Source organism: Escherichia albertii, from assembly GCF_028622335.1.
Lineage (GTDB): Bacteria > Pseudomonadota > Gammaproteobacteria > Enterobacterales > Enterobacteriaceae > Escherichia > Escherichia albertii.
Window position 1 is genome coordinate 2,299,171 of record NZ_CP117568.1, and the last position, 15,814, is coordinate 2,314,984.

Annotated in this window: 18 protein-coding genes and 1 pseudogene; 15 read left to right on the top strand and 4 right to left on the bottom strand. The window is 50.2% G+C overall.

Annotated elements, in window-relative coordinates; translation table 11 throughout:
• Positions 1 to 31 precede the first annotated feature (31 nt).
• Both prlF and yhaV read left to right on the top strand, forming a co-directional pair.
• Positions 32 to 367, top strand: coding sequence for a type II toxin-antitoxin system antitoxin PrlF (gene prlF / locus PS053_RS11105; protein ID WP_001296435.1), 336 nt, complete (start codon positions 32 to 34; stop codon positions 365 to 367).
• A complete protein-coding gene (gene yhaV / locus PS053_RS11110) occupies positions 367 to 831 on the top strand; it encodes a type II toxin-antitoxin system ribonuclease toxin YhaV (protein ID WP_059227548.1) in 465 nt (154 codons plus the stop codon). The genes prlF and yhaV overlap by 1 nt, the downstream gene beginning before the upstream one ends.
• Before the next feature lie 54 nt (positions 832 to 885).
• Here the strand turns inward: yhaV and agaR are convergent, their stop codons facing one another.
• A complete protein-coding gene (agaR, locus tag PS053_RS11115) occupies positions 886 to 1,695 on the bottom strand; it encodes an aga operon transcriptional regulator AgaR (protein ID WP_000072169.1) in 810 nt (269 codons plus the stop codon).
• A gap of 248 nt (positions 1,696 to 1,943) precedes the next feature.
• Here agaR and kbaZ point away from each other — a divergent pair, with 248 nt between their 5' ends.
• The 6 genes from kbaZ to nagA are packed head-to-tail and all read left to right on the top strand — an operon-like array spanning position 1,944 to position 6,966.
• On the top strand, positions 1,944 to 3,224 hold the full coding sequence (gene kbaZ, locus PS053_RS11120; protein ID WP_256878807.1) for a tagatose-bisphosphate aldolase subunit KbaZ: 1,281 nt from the start codon (positions 1,944 to 1,946) through the stop codon (positions 3,222 to 3,224).
• Positions 3,225 to 3,246: 22 nt separating this feature from the next.
• The gene (agaV, locus tag PS053_RS11125; RefSeq protein ID WP_002461030.1) at positions 3,247 to 3,720 is read left to right on the top strand and encodes a PTS N-acetylgalactosamine transporter subunit IIB; all 474 of its coding nucleotides are present in this window, start codon (positions 3,247 to 3,249) and stop codon (positions 3,718 to 3,720) included.
• Positions 3,721 to 3,730: 10 nt separating this feature from the next.
• Positions 3,731 to 4,510, top strand: coding sequence for a PTS N-acetylgalactosamine transporter subunit IIC (agaW, locus tag PS053_RS11130; protein ID WP_000406226.1), 780 nt, complete (start codon positions 3,731 to 3,733; stop codon positions 4,508 to 4,510).
• Positions 4,500 to 5,378, top strand: a complete 879-nt coding sequence (agaE, locus tag PS053_RS11135) for a PTS N-acetylgalactosamine transporter subunit IID (protein ID WP_001295548.1) — start codon at positions 4,500 to 4,502, stop codon at positions 5,376 to 5,378. Before agaW ends, agaE begins: the two co-directional genes overlap by 11 nt.
• A gap of 17 nt (positions 5,379 to 5,395) precedes the next feature.
• Positions 5,396 to 5,830, top strand: a complete 435-nt coding sequence (agaF, locus tag PS053_RS11140) for a PTS galactosamine/N-acetylgalactosamine transporter subunit IIA (protein ID WP_149451364.1) — start codon at positions 5,396 to 5,398, stop codon at positions 5,828 to 5,830.
• A complete protein-coding gene (gene nagA, locus PS053_RS11145) occupies positions 5,827 to 6,966 on the top strand; it encodes an N-acetylglucosamine-6-phosphate deacetylase (RefSeq protein WP_256878806.1) in 1,140 nt (379 codons plus the stop codon). Before agaF ends, nagA begins: the two co-directional genes overlap by 4 nt.
• Before the next feature lie 42 nt (positions 6,967 to 7,008).
• Here the strand turns inward: nagA and paa are convergent, their stop codons facing one another.
• On the bottom strand, positions 7,009 to 7,770 hold the full coding sequence (gene paa, locus PS053_RS11150; protein ID WP_000751603.1) for an AcfC family adhesin Paa: 762 nt from the start codon (positions 7,768 to 7,770) through the stop codon (positions 7,009 to 7,011).
• 647 nt (positions 7,771 to 8,417) lie between these two features.
• Between paa and PS053_RS23080 the strand changes: the two are divergent.
• Positions 8,418 to 8,568 (top strand): annotated as a pseudogene (locus PS053_RS23080) (IS256 family transposase); the annotation flags it as partial.
• 57 nt (positions 8,569 to 8,625) lie between these two features.
• Here PS053_RS23080 and PS053_RS11155 read toward each other — a convergent pair.
• A complete protein-coding gene (locus PS053_RS11155; protein ID WP_059254036.1) occupies positions 8,626 to 9,090 on the bottom strand; it encodes a DUF302 domain-containing protein in 465 nt (154 codons plus the stop codon).
• A gap of 728 nt (positions 9,091 to 9,818) precedes the next feature.
• On the opposite strand from PS053_RS11155, the gene PS053_RS11160 reads away from it, so the two are divergent.
• From PS053_RS11160 to PS053_RS11185, 6 genes are all read left to right on the top strand, one after another.
• The gene (locus tag PS053_RS11160; RefSeq protein ID WP_059235453.1) at positions 9,819 to 10,973 is read left to right on the top strand and encodes an AgaS family sugar isomerase; all 1,155 of its coding nucleotides are present in this window, start codon (positions 9,819 to 9,821) and stop codon (positions 10,971 to 10,973) included.
• Between the two features lie 12 nt (positions 10,974 to 10,985).
• The gene (kbaY, locus tag PS053_RS11165) at positions 10,986 to 11,846 is read left to right on the top strand and encodes a tagatose-bisphosphate aldolase subunit KbaY (RefSeq protein ID WP_025238269.1); all 861 of its coding nucleotides are present in this window, start codon (positions 10,986 to 10,988) and stop codon (positions 11,844 to 11,846) included.
• A 164-nt stretch (positions 11,847 to 12,010) separates the two neighbouring features.
• The gene (gene agaB, locus PS053_RS11170; protein ID WP_054410515.1) at positions 12,011 to 12,487 is read left to right on the top strand and encodes a PTS galactosamine transporter subunit IIB; all 477 of its coding nucleotides are present in this window, start codon (positions 12,011 to 12,013) and stop codon (positions 12,485 to 12,487) included.
• Positions 12,488 to 12,525: 38 nt separating this feature from the next.
• Positions 12,526 to 13,329 (top strand): PTS galactosamine transporter subunit IIC, encoded by an 804-nt coding sequence (gene agaC, locus PS053_RS11175; protein ID WP_000544468.1) that lies wholly within the window; start codon positions 12,526 to 12,528, stop codon positions 13,327 to 13,329.
• Entirely contained in the window at positions 13,319 to 14,110 is a 792-nt protein-coding gene (agaD, locus tag PS053_RS11180; RefSeq protein ID WP_000534361.1) for a PTS galactosamine transporter subunit IID, read from the top strand. Before agaC ends, agaD begins: the two co-directional genes overlap by 11 nt.
• Entirely contained in the window at positions 14,111 to 14,878 is a 768-nt protein-coding gene (locus PS053_RS11185; protein WP_059277353.1) for a galactosamine-6-phosphate isomerase, read from the top strand.
• 49 nt (positions 14,879 to 14,927) lie between these two features.
• Here the strand turns inward: PS053_RS11185 and rsmI are convergent, their stop codons facing one another.
• Complete coding sequence (gene rsmI, locus PS053_RS11190; protein ID WP_000809263.1) at positions 14,928 to 15,791, bottom strand: 16S rRNA (cytidine(1402)-2'-O)-methyltransferase; 864 nt, start codon at positions 15,789 to 15,791, stop codon at positions 14,928 to 14,930.
• Positions 15,792 to 15,814: the final 23 nt, after the last annotated feature.

A 15,814-nucleotide genomic window follows, 5' to 3' on the forward strand; every position in this document is an offset into this window, starting at 1 on the left:
CAGAAAACAGGCTGTAAAAGGACAGCAAATAATGCCCGCTAATGCTCGCTCTAACGCTGTACTGACCACTGAATCAAAGGTCACGATACGCGGACAAACAACTATCCCCGCGCCAGTGCGTGAGGCCTTAAAACTGAAGCCTGGCCTGGACAGCATTCATTACGAAATTCTGCCTGGTGGGCAAGTATTTATGTGCCGACTGGGAGATGAACAGGAGGATCATACTATGAATGCATTTTTGCGTTTTCTGGATGCAGATATCCAGAACAACCCGCAAAAAACTCGTCCATTCGACATTCAACAAGGAAAGAAACTTGTCGCTGGCATGGACGTCAACATTGATGATGAGATTGGCGACGACGAATAATGGATTTTCCACAAAGGGTTAATGGTTGGGCGCTATATGCTCATCCCTGTTTTCAGGAAACCTACGACGCTTTAGTTGCCGAAGTCGAGACATTAAAGGGAAAAGATCCTGAAAATTATCAGAGAAAAGCCGCCACAAAGTTATTGGCGGTAGTCCATAAAGTGATTGAGGAGCATATCACGGTCAACCCATCATCACCGGCATTCCGTCATGGCAAGTCGTTAGGCTCTGGGAAAAATAAAGACTGGTCACGGGTAAAATTTGGTGCTGGTCGTTTTCGTCTCTTCTTTCGTTACAGCGAAAAAGAGAAAGTCATCATTCTGGGATGGATGAACGATGAAAACACACTGCGCACCTACGGTAAAAAAACAGATGCCTATACAGTATTCAGCAAAATGTTAAAAAGAGGACATCCTCCTGCCGACTGGGAAACCCTCACCCAAGAGACAGAAGAAAAGCATTGATGGTGTTCACAATGCCCGCCGAACGCATTGGTGTTGACCAGCGGGCACCCTTTCTCACTCCCCGACCAAAATCACCTCAATCCCAGCCTTTCGCAGTCCTTCCAGACTATCCGCAGGAATGCCTTCATCAACAATGATCATATCGATCCGCTGGGTATCGATGATTTTATGTAGGCTGGAGCGGTTGAACTTACTGGAATCGGTGACCACGATGATCCGTTCCGCGACTTCGCACATCCGCCGATTTAAACGTGCTTCATCTTCATTGTGCGTGCTGACGCCGCGCTCCAGATCGATAGCATCTACGCCGAGAAATAACATATCGAAGTGATAATTTTGCAGCGATTGCTCCGCCTGATCGCCGTAAAAAGATTGCGACTGACGGCGCAGATGCCCGCCGGTCATCAGGAGCTCAACGCCTTCCGCTTCCAGCAAAGCATTGGCCACGTTCATACCGTTGGTCATGGCAATGACGTCGGTGTGCTTGCGCATCAAACGAGCAATCTCAAAAGTAGTGGTTCCTGAGTCAAGAATGATGCGATGACCCGGTTGAATTAACTCGACGGCTGCCTTTGCAACGCTACGTTTCATCGCGATATTCAACGCACTTTTATCTTCCACCGAAGGCTCGAGCGAGGGCGTATTACTGTCGCAGATCAACGCGCCGCCGTAGGCACGCACAGCGATCCCCTGTTTTTCCAGGAATGCCAGATCGTTGCGGATCGTCACCGTAGAAACACCAAATAATGCCGACAGATCGTTAACCTGCACGCTACCTTGCTGGCGTAGTCGTTGAATGATCTGCTCTCGTCGTTCGCTGGTGCCCGTTACTCGCTTCTCGCCTGCAGCGTCGGTATTGCTCATAGTAAGTCCTTTCGTAAAACTTTCGTTTTATTTCGTTTCGTCTATTAACGCCTTTCTATTAAGCAAATGCAAGTCCACATCGCCCGGTGGCGCAAGCTGCTATCGTTTCAGTTGCTTTCATTATGTTTCTTTTGTGAATCAGATCAGAAAACCATTATCTTTCGTTTTATTTTTATCTCACCATGACGCAGTATCAATTGAAACAAAACGAAAGATTGATATCGCAGTAATCTGAACTGGAGAGGAAAGTGAAACATCTGACAGAAATGGTGAGACAGCACAAAGCGGGCAAAACAAAGGGGATTTATGCCGTTTGTTCCGCGCATCCGCTGGTGCTGGAAGCAGCAATCCGCTACGCCTGCGTAAACCACACACCGCTACTGATTGAAGCGACCTCCAACCAGGTGGACCAGTTCGGCGGTTATACCGGAATGACGCCCGCCGATTTTCACGGCTTCGTTTGCCAACTCGCCGACTCGCTGCATTTCCCACAGGACGCGTTGATTTTGGGTGGCGATCATCTTGGCCCTAACCGCTGGCAAAACTTGCCTGCCGCTCAGGCCATGGCTAATGCCGATGATTTGATTAAAAGCTACGTCGCGGCGGGATTCAAAAAAATCCATCTCGATTGCAGTATGTCTTGTCAGGACGATCCGGTTCCCTTAACCGATGACATCGTGGCTGAGCGCGCTGCCCGTCTGGCGAAAGTGGCGGAAGAAACCTGTCGTGAACACTTTGGCGAAGCCGATCTGGTGTATGTCATTGGTACTGAAGTTCCGGTGCCCGGCGGCGCGCATGAAACCTTAAACGAACTGGCGGTCACCACACCGGATGCCGCCCGCGCCACGCTGGAAGCCCATCGTCACGCCTTTGAAAAGCAGGGGCTGAACGCCATCTGGCCGCGCATTATTGCGCTGGTCGTGCAGCCTGGCGTCGAATTCGATCACACCAATGTTATTGATTACCAGCCAGCAAAAGCGACCGCCTTAAGCCAGATGGTCGAAAACTATGAAACGCTGATTTTCGAAGCTCACTCTACCGATTATCAAACGCCGCAGTCACTGCGCCAGTTGGTGATTGACCACTTTGCCATTCTGAAAGTTGGCCCGGCGCTGACTTTCGCCCTGCGTGAGGCCCTGTTTTCTCTGGCGGCGATTGAAGAAGAACTGGTGTCGGCAAAAGTCTGTTCCGGTCTACGCCAGGTACTGGAAAACGTGATGCTCGACCGCCCGGAATACTGGCAAAGCCACTACCACGGTGACGGCAACGCGCGTCGTCTGGCACGCGGTTACAGCTATTCGGATCGCGTACGCTACTACTGGCCAGACAGCCAGATTGATGACGCTTTCGCTCATCTGGTCCGCAATCTGGCAGATGCGCCTATTCCACTGCCGCTCATCAGCCAGTATCTGCCGCTGCAATACGTGAAGGTTCGATCCGGCGAGCTACAGCCAACGCCACGGGAACTCATTATCAACCATATTCAGGACATCCTGGCGCAGTACCACGCCGCCTGTGCAGGCCAATAACCAAAACAACGAGGAACACGCTATGCCAAATATTGTTTTAAGCCGGATTGATGAACGCTTGATTCACGGTCAGGTCGGCGTTCAGTGGGTCGGATTTGCGGGGGCAAATCTGGTGCTGGTAGCCAATGATGAAGTTGCCGAAGATCCGGTACAACAAAACCTGATGGAAATGGTGCTGGCAGAAGGGATCGCCGTACGTTTCTGGTCGCTGCAAAAAGTCATCGACAACATCCACCGCGCCGCCGATCGGCAGAAAATCCTGCTGGTTTGTAAAACACCTGCCGATTTCCTGACGCTGGTTAAAGGTGGCGTTCCGGTGAGTCGCATTAACGTTGGCAATATGCACTACGCCAATGGCAAGCAACAAATCGCCAAAACGGTTTCTGTGGATGCAGGCGATATCGCGGCATTTAACGATCTGAAAGCCGCTGGGGTGGAATGCTTCGTTCAGGGCGTTCCAACAGAACCTGCTGTGGACCTCTTTAAATTACTTTGAGGGAATCATCATGGAAATTAGTCTGTTGCAGGCATTCGCGTTAGGCATTCTCGCCTTTATCGCTGGCCTGGATATGTTTAACGGTTTAACCCATATGCACCGCCCGGTGGTCCTCGGTCCGTTAGTCGGGCTGATACTTGGCGATCTGCATACCGGTATTTTAACCGGCGGTACGCTGGAACTGGTATGGATGGGGCTGGCTCCGCTGGCGGGCGCACAACCGCCTAACGTCATTATTGGCACCATTGTCGGCACGGCGTTTGCCATTACCACGGGCGTAAAACCGGATGTTGCTGTCGGGGTCGCCGTACCTTTCGCGGTTGCGGTACAGATGGGGATTACCTTCCTGTTCTCGGTGATGTCTGGCGTGATGTCCCGCTGCGACCGGATGGCGGAGAATGCCGATACGCGCGGCATTGAACGCGTGAACTATCTGGCGCTGCTGGCGCTTGGCATCTTCTACTTTCTCTGCGCTTTTCTGCCGATCTATTTCGGTGCAGAACACGCAAAAACCATTATTGATGTCCTGCCGCAACGCTTAATCGACGGCCTCGGCGTCGCAGGCGGCATCATGCCAGCCATCGGTTTTGCCGTACTGCTGAAAATCATGATGAAAAACGTCTACATCCCTTACTTCATCCTGGGCTTTGTTGCCGCCGCCTGGCTCAAGCTACCGGTGCTGGCTATTGCTGCCGCCGCACTGGCGATGGCGCTGATCGACCTGCTGCGTAAATCTCCTGAACCGACTCAACCTGCGGCACAGAAAGAGGAATTTGAAGATGGCATCTAACCAAACCACCCTGCCGAATGTCAGCGAAAACGAAGAAACGCTGCTGACTGGCGTCAATGAAAACGTGTATGAAGATCAGAGCATTGGCGCGGAGCTGACGAAAAAAGATATCAACCGTGTCGCCTGGCGTTCCATGCTGTTGCAGGCTTCTTTTAACTACGAACGTATGCAGGCTTCCGGCTGGCTGTACGGTCTGCTGCCGGCTCTGAAAAAGATCCACACCAATAAACGCGACCTGGCGCGCGCCATGAAAGGACATATGGGCTTCTTCAATACCCATCCGTTTCTGGTGACGTTTGTTATCGGCATTATCCTCGCGATGGAGCGTTCTAAGCAGGATGTAAACAGTATTCAGAGCACCAAAATTGCCGTCGGCGCGCCGCTAGGCGGGATTGGTGATGCAATGTTCTGGCTGACGCTGCTGCCGATTTGTGGCGGGATAGGCGCAAGCCTCGCGCTACAAGGCTCTATTCTTGGCGCGGTCGTATTTATTGTGCTGTTCAACGTGGTGCATCTCGGTTTGCGTTTTGGTCTTGCGCATTACGCGTATCGAATGGGCGTCGCCGCAATCCCGCTGATTAAAGCGAACACCAAAAAAGTGGGTCATGCGGCGTCTATCGTTGGGATGACGGTGATCGGCGCACTGGTAGCGACCTATGTCCGTTTAAGCACCACGCTGGAAATTACGGCTGGCGATGCTGTGGTGAAATTGCAGGCTGACGTTATCGACAAACTGATGCCAGCCTTCTTACCGCTGGTCTATACCCTGACGATGTTCTGGCTGGTACGTCGCGGCTGGAGTCCGCTGCGTCTGATTGCCGTCACCGTGGTCCTCGGCATCGTCGGTAAATTCTGTCATTTCCTTTAAATACAACGAGGTAATAGATGTTAAGTATTATTTTGACAGGGCATGGCGGATTTGCCAGCGGCATGGAAAAAGCAATGAAGCAAATTCTCGGCGAGCAGTCGCAGTTTATCGCGATCGATTTCCCGGAAACCTCAAGTACCGCATTACTGACTTCGCAGCTTGAAGAAGCCATCGCCCAACTGGATTGTGAAGACGGCATTGTTTTTCTGACGGATTTGTTGGGCGGCACACCGTTTCGCGCGGCTTCAACGCTGGCAATGCAAAAACCGGGCAGTGAAGTGATCACCGGCACCAATTTACAACTGTTACTCGAAATGGTGCTGGAACGCGAAGGATTAAGCGGTGAAGAATTCCGTGTACAAGCGCTGGAGTGCGGACACCGTGGGCTGACCAGTCTGGTGGACGAGTTAGGTCGCTGCCATGAAGAATGCCCGGTCGAGGAAGGAATATGACGCACGTTCTGCGCGCCAGAAGGCTGCTGACTGAAGAGGGCTGGCTCGATGACCATCAGCTGCGTATTGCTGACGGTGTGATCGCGGCAATCGAACCGATCCCCGTAGGTGTAACCGAACGCGATGCGGAGCTGCTCTGCCCCGCTTATATCGATACTCATGTACACGGCGGTGCGGGCGTTGATGTGATGGATGATGCGCCGGATGCGCTCGACAAGCTGGCAATGCACAAAGCGCTCGAAGGCGTCGGCAGTTGGTTGCCGACGACCGTAACCGCGCCGCTCAATGACATTCATACGGCGCTGGAACGTATCGCACAACGTTGCCAACGCGGCGGGCCTGGCGCACAGGTGCTGGGGAGTTATCTCGAAGGACCGTACTTCACGCCGCAGAATAAAGGCGCGCATCCGCCGGAGCTGTTCCGTGAGCTGGAGATTGCCGAACTGGATCAACTGATTGCCGTTTCTCAGCACACCTTGCGCGTGGTAGCGCTGGCACCAGAAAAAACGGGGGCATTGCAGGCCATCCGCCATCTTAAACAACAAAACGTACGGGTGATGCTGGGGCATAGCGCGGCGACCTGGCAACAAACTTGCGCCGCATTTGACACTGGTGCAGACGGTCTGGTGCATTGCTATAACGGGATGACAGGTTTACATCACCGCGAACCGGGAATGGTTGGCGCGGGGTTAACGGACAAACACGCCTGGCTGGAGCTGATTGCCGATGGTCATCATGTGCATCCAGCGGCGATGTCGCTGTGCTGTTGCTGTGCGAAAGAGAGGATCGTACTGATCACCGACGCGATGCAGGCCGCCGGGATGCCAGATGGTCGTTATACATTATGCGGTGAGGATGTGCAGATGCACGACGGTATTGTACGCACCGCGTCTGGTGGACTGGCGGGCAGCACGCTGTCTGTCGATGCGGCGGTACGGAATATGGTCGAGTTGACAGGTGTGACGCCAGCAGAGGCGATTCATATGGCATCGCTACATCCGGCGCGAATGCTGGGTATGGATGATGTTCTCGGATCGCTAAAACCGGGGAAACGCGCCAGCATTATCGCTCTGGATAGCGGATTGCATGTGCAACAAGTCTGGATTCAGGGCCAATTAGCTTCAGGAGTATTGTAAATTTGGGAGTGTTGGAATTTATAACACTCCCTGTCTTTATATTTATGGGGTGCCCTTTTTGACCCAGCCATATTTTTCGAATGCTGGTGCTGCTTCATCAGAATGCAGCCATGCAGCAAACTGGCGGGTTTCAGCATCCGCATCCTGGCGTACGGCAATATTCATATCACGCCAGATAACATAATCCGGCGCTATCTCTACCACATCACCGATACCGGGGTTACTGGCTGCCCAGTCAGCCCAGGTTATCCAGACATCAGCATCTGGCTGATTTTCCAGCGCTTTACGTGCTGTTCCACTGTTGGGCGCATACAGAATAATATTCTTGCGAATACCGGCTATGGTTTCAATATTCCCCTTACGCCCGGCAATATCTTCCCAAACACCGGTGCCAGATGTATTACTGGTTCCGCCACCATCATTGACGATAATACCAATACCAGGTCTGGTCAGATCGTCAATCCCTTGAATGTTTTTAGGATTGCCTTTCTTTACCAGTAAAATACTTTTACGCAGGTAAAGAGGTTGAATATCCTTTTCGCTGAATCTGTCTTTATGATCACGGACGATAGCCAAAGCAGACTGCTCGGAAGCACCAAACAGAATATCAGCGTTTTGTCTGGCTTCTTCATTCCACTTCTTCTGTGGCCCGTAATGAACATTTACCGTAACACCGGTTTTCCTGGTGTAAAGATTAGCGGCATCCAGCAACGCTGTATGTGGGCCACCAGGCCCATACAAATTGATATCTGCATATGCAGCAGAAGATAGAAAGATTAAAACGCCAGCCAGTGTTTTTTTCATAAATAACTCCTGTAGTTACATAATGCATTGAAATCATAACTAAATCCAACAACATGCCAACACTCATTACACAATTTTAAAAATCATTCATTTTGTTACACAAAATATTAAAGGTGCGGATCGGGATGAAATCTTTCATCGCCCACCAGAAGGAATACCTGGTGGTAAGTAGCAATGAGTTCATGGAGGTATGTGGAAGATAAAGAAGGAGCGACAGGTTACTGGTTCCGGGGAAAATGCGAATACTTGAAGGTGTGATGTATAAGGATAATGAAGACGAGTGCATCGGCGGTTACTGAAGGTCGCTTCACTGAAGCCAGATGTGTTTGATAGATCTGCAGGGGAGCTATCGTTGGTCAGAACAGAACCTGATACATGAGCCACTTGCGACGGGGCCAACCCGGACTTTCCGCAAGGAATTTACGTCCTGAATCAGTGAAAATAAGCAAAATAAAGCCATCATGGCGTAAATCATTCGTGAGTAATCAACAAAAGCGATGATATTGTGCATGTATCCCAGCACGAAATAAAATCGTAACAAAGTATTTTTTCTTTTTACGCACCAACGCCCCGTTATTTAAATTTTATCATTTAATTTATTCGGAATTGCCTGTGAGATGATTTCCTGAGTTGTTTCATTGGAAACGAATAGAAACAATCTGTTAAAGTTGCTTTATTATCTGTCGCTGATGAATATGCAGAAAAAAATGGACAATGCTAATCCAGCAGTGGGATTTAACATTGTCGCAGTTAACCATTTATTTTGAAAGACAACTGAATACTGTGGTGGCGTTGTAGACCTTTTAACGTAACACAGAATTCTGTACGCTTTCAGGAAACCGGAACTACTCGTCTTTATGGCTGAATGTTTTTCTGGACGAATTGCTCCAGTTTTTTCAACACGTGTACTGAATCCATATCAAGACCATAACGTTTGAGCTCTTCTGCCGAATGATAGCTGACATTCACCTGTCCATCAGGGCGCTGGCTGATGAGAACGCGGAAAGGTAAATCCAGCGCAAGTTCCGGGTGAGCTATCATCAAGGGCGTTCCCGCTCTGGGGTTACCAAATACCAGAACAGTCGTGGGAGGCATTGTAAGCCCGGCACCATGAGCTGCCTTTGCATGATCAAATTCGCCAAATAAGACCAGTCCGTTATCTGAAATTGCTTTGATCAGACGTTCCCTGGTCTGTTGATAATCGAATGCACTCTGAGATGTAATCAACATATGTATACCATTTTCACTTGAGTGAGCCAAAGGCACAAATGCCAATAGCAATGCAGATATTAGAAAAAACGGCTTCAGAACTTTCTTCATCATCTCCCCTTATTTATAGAGCCCCAAAAAGGTTGGTTATCAATATCTGGTCGTTTTATCTGGCTGGCCTTTTCTGAAGCGCTAAAGCGCCCTCTTTTTACACCCCAACCATCCAAATAAACAACCACCAACATAGTTATTATTTAACACTGACAGACATTACTGCAAGTATATCGGTTTTCCCCATTTAATATTTATTGATAAAGGAATCGTATTATAAAGACAGCAAGATGACATTATAGTATCAGGAGATATATATCGGTGTTCATTGAAGATGCCCGGTTTGGTTGTACCAGAGGAATCATCTGAGGCCGCCCGGATTGCCCACCACACGGTCTTTTTCATAGTGTCGTCTATCACAATACCGACTTTACGAATCTCAGCCAGGTAAGCGAAGAACGTCGACAGACTGGCACAAGTTCGACAACCAGAGCCTGCAACTGTTTTTCGACCATACCGCAACCTGGTTTTGATGTTGGATTGAACACATCAAAAGCAGACACTTACACAATCTTACGTACAGCTCTCTGTATGTTCTCCTTATTTCCTTCCCTTATCTTTTCTTTCAGCGATCACAGATTTCACTTTATTTCTTTTATAAACATTGAAGTTTCAATTCCTTTTCTATAGATTTTAACAAACGAAAGAAACCATCAAATGAAACGAAACGAAAGGCAAGCGAAAGATACTGCGCCTGAAGTCCAGTTCATCAGACTAAGGATTGAGTTATGCCAGAAAATTACACCCCTGCTGTCGCAACTACCGGCACATGGACTGAAGAAGAAATCCGCCAACAGCCTCGCGCCTGGATCCGTTCTCTCGTCAACATTGACGCGTTACGCTCCGCGATTGATAACTTCCTTCAACCATTACTGCGCAAAGAGAACCTGCGGATCATCCTGACCGGCGCCGGAACTTCGGCATTTATCGGCGACATCATCGCACCGTGGCTTGCCAGCCATACTGGCAAAAACTTCAGCGCCGTACCGACCACCGATCTGGTTACCAATCCAATGGATTACCTGAATCCAGCCCATCCATTGTTGCTTATCTCCTTTGGCCGTTCTGGCAACAGCCCGGAAAGCGTCGCCGCCGTAGAACTGGCGAATCAGTTTGTACCGGAGTGCTATCACCTGCCGATCACCTGCAACGAAGCGGGCGCGCTCTATCAAAACGCGATCAACAGCAATAATGCATTTGCCCTGCTGATGCCCGCAGAGACGCACGATCGCGGCTTTGCGATGACCAGCAGTATTACCACCATGATGACCAGCTGCCTCGCGGTTTTCGCACCTGAGATGATCAACAGCCAGACCTTCCGCGACGTGGCGGATCGTTGCCAGACGATCCTGACCTCTCTGGGCGATTTCAGCGAAGGCGTGTTTGGTTACGCGCCGTGGAAACGGGTCGTTTATCTCGGCAGCGGTGGCTTACAGGGCGCGGCACGCGAGTCGGCGCTGAAGGTACTGGAACTGACGGCGGGTAAGCTGGCAGCCTTTTATGATTCCCCAACCGGATTCCGTCATGGCCCAAAATCACTGGTCGATGGTGAAACACTGGTGGTGGTGTTTGTCTCCAGCCACCCTTACACCCGTCAGTATGATCTTGATCTGCTGGCAGAACTCCGCCGCGATAACCAGGCGATGCGCGTAATCGCCATCGCCGCGGAAAGCAACGACGTTATCGCTGCTGGCCCACATATTATCCTGCCGCCCTCCCGTCACTTTATCGACGTTGAGCAAGCATTTTGCTTCCTGATGTACGCCCAGACGTTTGCACTGATGCAGTCGCTACATATGGGCAATACACCGGATTCCCCATCAGCCAGTGGCACCGTAAACCGCGTGGTGCAAGGCGTCATTATTCATCCGTGGCAGGCATAAAAGGATCGCATTATGAGCATTATCTCCACTAAATATCTGTTACAGGACGCCCAGGCCAATGGTTACGCGGTGCCTGCATTTAACATCCATAATGCCGAGACTATCCAGGCGATCCTCGAAGTGTGCAGTGAAATGCGATCGCCGGTGATCCTCGCCGGAACGCCGGGGACCTTTAAACATATTGCGCTGGAAGAGATCTACGCCCTGTGTAGCGCCTATTCCACAACCTACAACATGCCGCTGGCGCTGCATCTCGACCACCACGAATCGCTGGATGATATTCGCCGTAAAGTCCACGCAGGCGTGCGCAGCGCAATGATCGACGGCAGTCACTTCCCGTTTGCCGAGAACGTGAAGCTGGTGAAATCGGTTGTCGATTTCTGCCACTCGCAGGATTGCAGCGTAGAAGCGGAGCTGGGACGACTGGGCGGCGTGGAAGATGATATGCATGTTGATGCTGAAAGCGCATACCTGACCGACCCACAAGAAGCGAAACGCTTTGTTGAACTGACTGGCGTCGATAGCCTGGCAGTGGCGATTGGTACGGCACATGGTCTGTACAGTAAAACGCCGAAGATTGATTTCCAGCGACTGGCGGAAATTCGTGAAGTGGTGGACGTTCCTCTGGTGCTGCACGGTGCCAGCGATGTCCCGGACGAATTTGTCCGTCGTACGATTGAACTTGGCGTCACAAAAGTGAACGTTGCCACAGAATTAAAAATAGCCTTCGCCGGCGCAGTAAAAGCCTGGTTTGCAGAAAATCCGCAGGGTAATGATCCTCGCTATTATATGCGCGTCGGCATGGATGCGATGAAAGAGGTTGTCAGAAATAAAATTAATGTCTGTGGTTCAGCGAATCGAATCTCAGCATAGTCATTAATTTAATAATATTTATTCACAGGTGCTGCCCGATTAATATCGGGTAGTGCATTAATGGTAAAGGAGATGGCTAAATTTAATAAATACATCCGTACAATGCCACAACGATAATATATTTAAAAAATCTATATAATCAATTTTTATGGCGAGGATTAAAAATGAGCAGTCCAAATATTCTCTTAACCCGTATTGATAACCGTCTGGTTCACGGCCAGGTTGGCGTGACCTGGACATCCACCATCGGTGCGAATCTGCTGGTGGTTGTAGACGATGTTGTCGCTAACGATGATATTCAACAGAAACTGATGGGTATTACCGCGGAAACCTACGGCTTTGGCATTCGTTTTTTTACTATTGAAAAAACCATTAACGTCATCGGCAAAGCTGCGCCGCATCAGAAAATATTCCTGATTTGTCGTACGCCGCAGACGGTACGTAAACTGATAGAAGGCGGTCTTGATCTGAAAGATGTCAACGTCGGCAATATGCATTTCTCGGAAGGGAAAACACAAATCAGCAGTAAAGTTTATGTCGATGAGCAGGATCTCACTGATTTACGTTTTATTAAACGACGCGGCGTGAATGTTTTTATTCAGGACGTCCCTGGCTCTCAAAAAGAGCAAATTCCTGACTAACGTCGCCATCGCCTTAATATTCGTTTGAGGTAATAAAAATGCATGAAATAACTCTTCTTCAGGGGCTCTCCCTGGCGGCGTTAGTTTTCTTTCTGGGGATTGATTTTTGGCTGGAAGCCTTATTTTTATTCCGACCGATAATCGTTTGTACTCTTACTGGCGCTATTCTTGGTGATATTCAGACAGGTTTAATTACCGGCGGTCTGACAGAACTGGCTTTCGCCGGGTTAACCCCTGCCGGCGGCGTTCAACCGCCCAACCCGATTATGGCGGGTCTGATGACCACCGTCATTGCGTGGTCTACGGGCGTCGATGCCAAAACGGCAATTGGTCTTGGTCTGCCGTTTAGTCTGTTAATGCAATACGTCATTCTGTTCTTCTATTCGGCATTCTCATTATTTATGAGCAAAGCCGATAAATACGCGAAAGAGGCGGATACAGCAGCGTTTACCCGACTTAACTGGATAACGATGCTGATTGTTGCCTCTTCGTATGCGGTGATTGCGTTTCTCTGTACTTACCTGGCGCAAGGCGCGATGCAGGCACTGGTGAAAGCAATGCCGGCCTGGTTGACTCACGGCTTTGAAGTGGCTGGCGGTATTTTACCTGCCGTCGGTTTTGGTCTGCTGCTGCGCGTGATGTTCAAAGCGCAATACATCCCTTATCTGATCGCCGGTTTCCTGTTTGTTTGCTACATCCAGGTCAGCAATTTGTTACCTGTTGCCGTACTGGGCGCAGGCTTTGCCGTGTATGAGTTTTTCAACGCGAAATCCCGGCAACAAGTGCAACCGCAGCCCGTTGCCAGTAAAAATGAAGAAGAGGACTACAGCAATGGGATCTGAAATCAGTAAAAAAGATATCACCCGTCTGGGCTTTCGTTCATCGCTGCTGCAAGCGAGCTTTAACTACGAAAGGATGCAGGCGGGCGGCTTTACCTGGGCGATGTTGCCGCTCCTGAAAAAGATCTATAAGGACGACAAACCGGGCTTAAGCGCGGCGATGAAAGATAATCTGGAATTTATTAACACCCACCCGAATCTGGTCGGATTCCTGATGGGGTTATTAATTTCAATGGAGGAAAAAGGGGAAAACCGCGACACCATTAAAGGTCTGAAAGTAGCGCTGTTTGGCCCAATCGCCGGGATTGGCGATGCGATTTTCTGGTTTACCTTGTTGCCGATTATGGCGGGAATTTGCTCATCATTTGCCAGCCAGGGAAACCTGCTGGGGCCGATTCTATTTTTCGCCGTTTACCTGCTTATCTTTTTCCTGCGCGTCGGCTGGACCCACGTCGGTTATTCAGTCGGCGTGAAGGCTATTGATAAAGTGCGAGAGAACTCGCAGATGATTGCTCGTTCGGCAACCATCCTCGGGATCACGGTAATCGGCGGGCTGATCGCTTCGTATGTGCATATTAACGTGGTGACATCGTTTGCCATCGACAGTACCCACAGCGTCGCGCTGCAACAGGATTTCTTCGATAAAGTCTTCCCGAATATTTTACCGATGGCTTACACCCTGTTGATGTACTACTTACTGCGGGTGAAAAAAGCGCATCCAGTACTGTTAATCGGCGTAACGTTTGTGCTTTCCATCGTTTGTTCCGCATTCGGCATTTTGTAAATGGAACGAGGCATCGCGTCTGACGGTGCCTCCTTACTTAAGGAATTTCATCCTGTGCAACCCCTTCAGCAAGTGGAAAACTATACGGCGTTAAGTGAACTCGCCAGCGAATATTTATTGGACGTGATCTGTAGCAACCCGAATGCCGTGATTTGCCTGGCAACCGGAGCCACGCCATTACTGACTTATCGATATCTGGTAGAAAAAATCCACCAGCAGCGCGTTGATATCAGCCATCTCACCTTTGTGAAGCTCGATGAATGGGTAGGCCTGCCATTAACGATGCCTGGCACCTGCGAAACTTTCCTTCAACAGCATATCGTGCAGCCGCTGGGGCTACGTGAAGATCAGCTCATCAGCTTTCGCTCCGAAGATATTGATGAGACCGAGTGTGAACGGGTGACGAACCTGATTGCACGTAAAGGCGGGCTGGATTTATGCGTACTCGGTCTGGGGAAAAACGCTCATCTGGGGCTGAACGAACCGGGAGAAAGCCTGCAACCGACCTGCCATATCAGCCAACTCGATGCCAGAACACAGCAACATGAAATGTTAAAAACCGCTGACCACCCGGTGACTCAGGGGATCACCTTAGGGCTGAAGGATATTCTCAATGCCCGCGAAGTTTTGCTGCTGGTGACAGGCGAAGAAAAGCAGGATGCGACAGAACGTTTTCTCACAGCTAAAGTCTCCACCGCTATCCCGGCTTCGTTTTTATGGCTGCATAGCCATTTCACGTGTTTGATTGATGAGATGTGTCGTCGTTAACTCGCCTGCTACAGGCGTTGCAGCGCTATTCCTGCTGCGACGCCTATAATCACTCCCCTTGCTGCTCCAGCGCATACTTATACAGCGCGTTTTTCTTCACGCCGTGAATTTCTGCTGCCAGAGCCGCCGCTTTTTTCAGCGGAAGCTCGGCCTGTAACAGCGCCAGCGTACGCAGGGCATCGGCGGGTAAGTCTTCTTCCTGTGCTTTATGGCCTTCGACAATCAGCACCATTTCGCCTTTGCGACGGTTTTCATCTTCTTTCACCCACGCCAGCAGCTCGCCAACGGGCGCGCCATGAATGGTTTCCCAGGTTTTGGTTAGCTCACGCGCCAGCACCACGTAGCGGGACTCGCCTAATACCGCGACGATATCTTCCAGGCTATCTAACAGACGGTGGGTCGATTCATAAAAAATCAGCGTGCGCGGTTCCGCTTCAATGGCTTTTAGCGCATCACGGCGACCTTTCGATTTGGCAGGCAGGAAACCTTCATAACAAAAGCGATCTGATGGCAAACCCGCGGCGCTTAATGCAGTGATGGCAGCACACGGTCCAGGTAGCGGCACCACGCGAATACCCGCTTCACGGCAGGTGCGTACCAGATGATAGCCCGGATCATTAATCAGCGGCGTTCCGGCATCAGAAACCAGCGCAATGTTTTGCCCTTCTTGCAGCTTAGCCAGTAACGTTTCAGCTTTCTGCTGTTCGTTATGGTCGTGCAAGGCGAACAACCGGGCGTTGATACCAAAATGTTGCAGCAGTAAACCGGTATGGCGTGTATCTTCGGCGGCAATCAGATCAACGGCCTGTAACACCTCCAGCGCACGCTGGGTGATATCCGCCAGATTGCCGATCGGTGTCGGTACAATGTAAAGCTGGCCCTGAGAATTATCCGCTGATTGGTGTTGTTTCATTGTGTCGTCCGTATTGCCGATTT

Bases quoted from the DNA above. Each gene is read 5' to 3' on its own strand.
- agaC (WP_000544468.1), top strand. From the start codon at position 12,526: ATGCATGAAATAACTCTTCTTCAGGGGCTCTCCCTGGCGGCGTTAGTT.
- kbaY (WP_025238269.1), top strand. From the start codon at position 10,986: ATGAGCATTATCTCCACTAAATATCTGTTACAGGACGCCCAGGCCAAT.
- PS053_RS11185 (WP_059277353.1), top strand. From the start codon at position 14,111: ATGGAACGAGGCATCGCGTCTGACGGTGCCTCCTTACTTAAGGAATTT.
- agaE (WP_001295548.1), top strand. From the start codon at position 4,500: ATGGCATCTAACCAAACCACCCTGCCGAATGTCAGCGAAAACGAAGAA.
- paa (WP_000751603.1), bottom strand. From the start codon at position 7,770: ATGAAAAAAACACTGGCTGGCGTTTTAATCTTTCTATCTTCTGCTGCA.
- rsmI (WP_000809263.1), bottom strand. From the start codon at position 15,791: ATGAAACAACACCAATCAGCGGATAATTCTCAGGGCCAGCTTTACATT.
- agaD (WP_000534361.1), top strand. From the start codon at position 13,319: ATGGGATCTGAAATCAGTAAAAAAGATATCACCCGTCTGGGCTTTCGT.
- PS053_RS11155 (WP_059254036.1), bottom strand. From the start codon at position 9,090: ATGAAGAAAGTTCTGAAGCCGTTTTTTCTAATATCTGCATTGCTATTG.
- agaR (WP_000072169.1), bottom strand. From the start codon at position 1,695: ATGAGCAATACCGACGCTGCAGGCGAGAAGCGAGTAACGGGCACCAGC.
- agaB (WP_054410515.1), top strand. From the start codon at position 12,011: ATGAGCAGTCCAAATATTCTCTTAACCCGTATTGATAACCGTCTGGTT.
- yhaV (WP_059227548.1), top strand. From the start codon at position 367: ATGGATTTTCCACAAAGGGTTAATGGTTGGGCGCTATATGCTCATCCC.
- agaV (WP_002461030.1), top strand. From the start codon at position 3,247: ATGCCAAATATTGTTTTAAGCCGGATTGATGAACGCTTGATTCACGGT.
- nagA (WP_256878806.1), top strand. From the start codon at position 5,827: ATGACGCACGTTCTGCGCGCCAGAAGGCTGCTGACTGAAGAGGGCTGG.
- agaF (WP_149451364.1), top strand. From the start codon at position 5,396: ATGTTAAGTATTATTTTGACAGGGCATGGCGGATTTGCCAGCGGCATG.
- PS053_RS11160 (WP_059235453.1), top strand. From the start codon at position 9,819: ATGCCAGAAAATTACACCCCTGCTGTCGCAACTACCGGCACATGGACT.
- agaW (WP_000406226.1), top strand. From the start codon at position 3,731: ATGGAAATTAGTCTGTTGCAGGCATTCGCGTTAGGCATTCTCGCCTTT.
- prlF (WP_001296435.1), top strand. From the start codon at position 32: ATGCCCGCTAATGCTCGCTCTAACGCTGTACTGACCACTGAATCAAAG.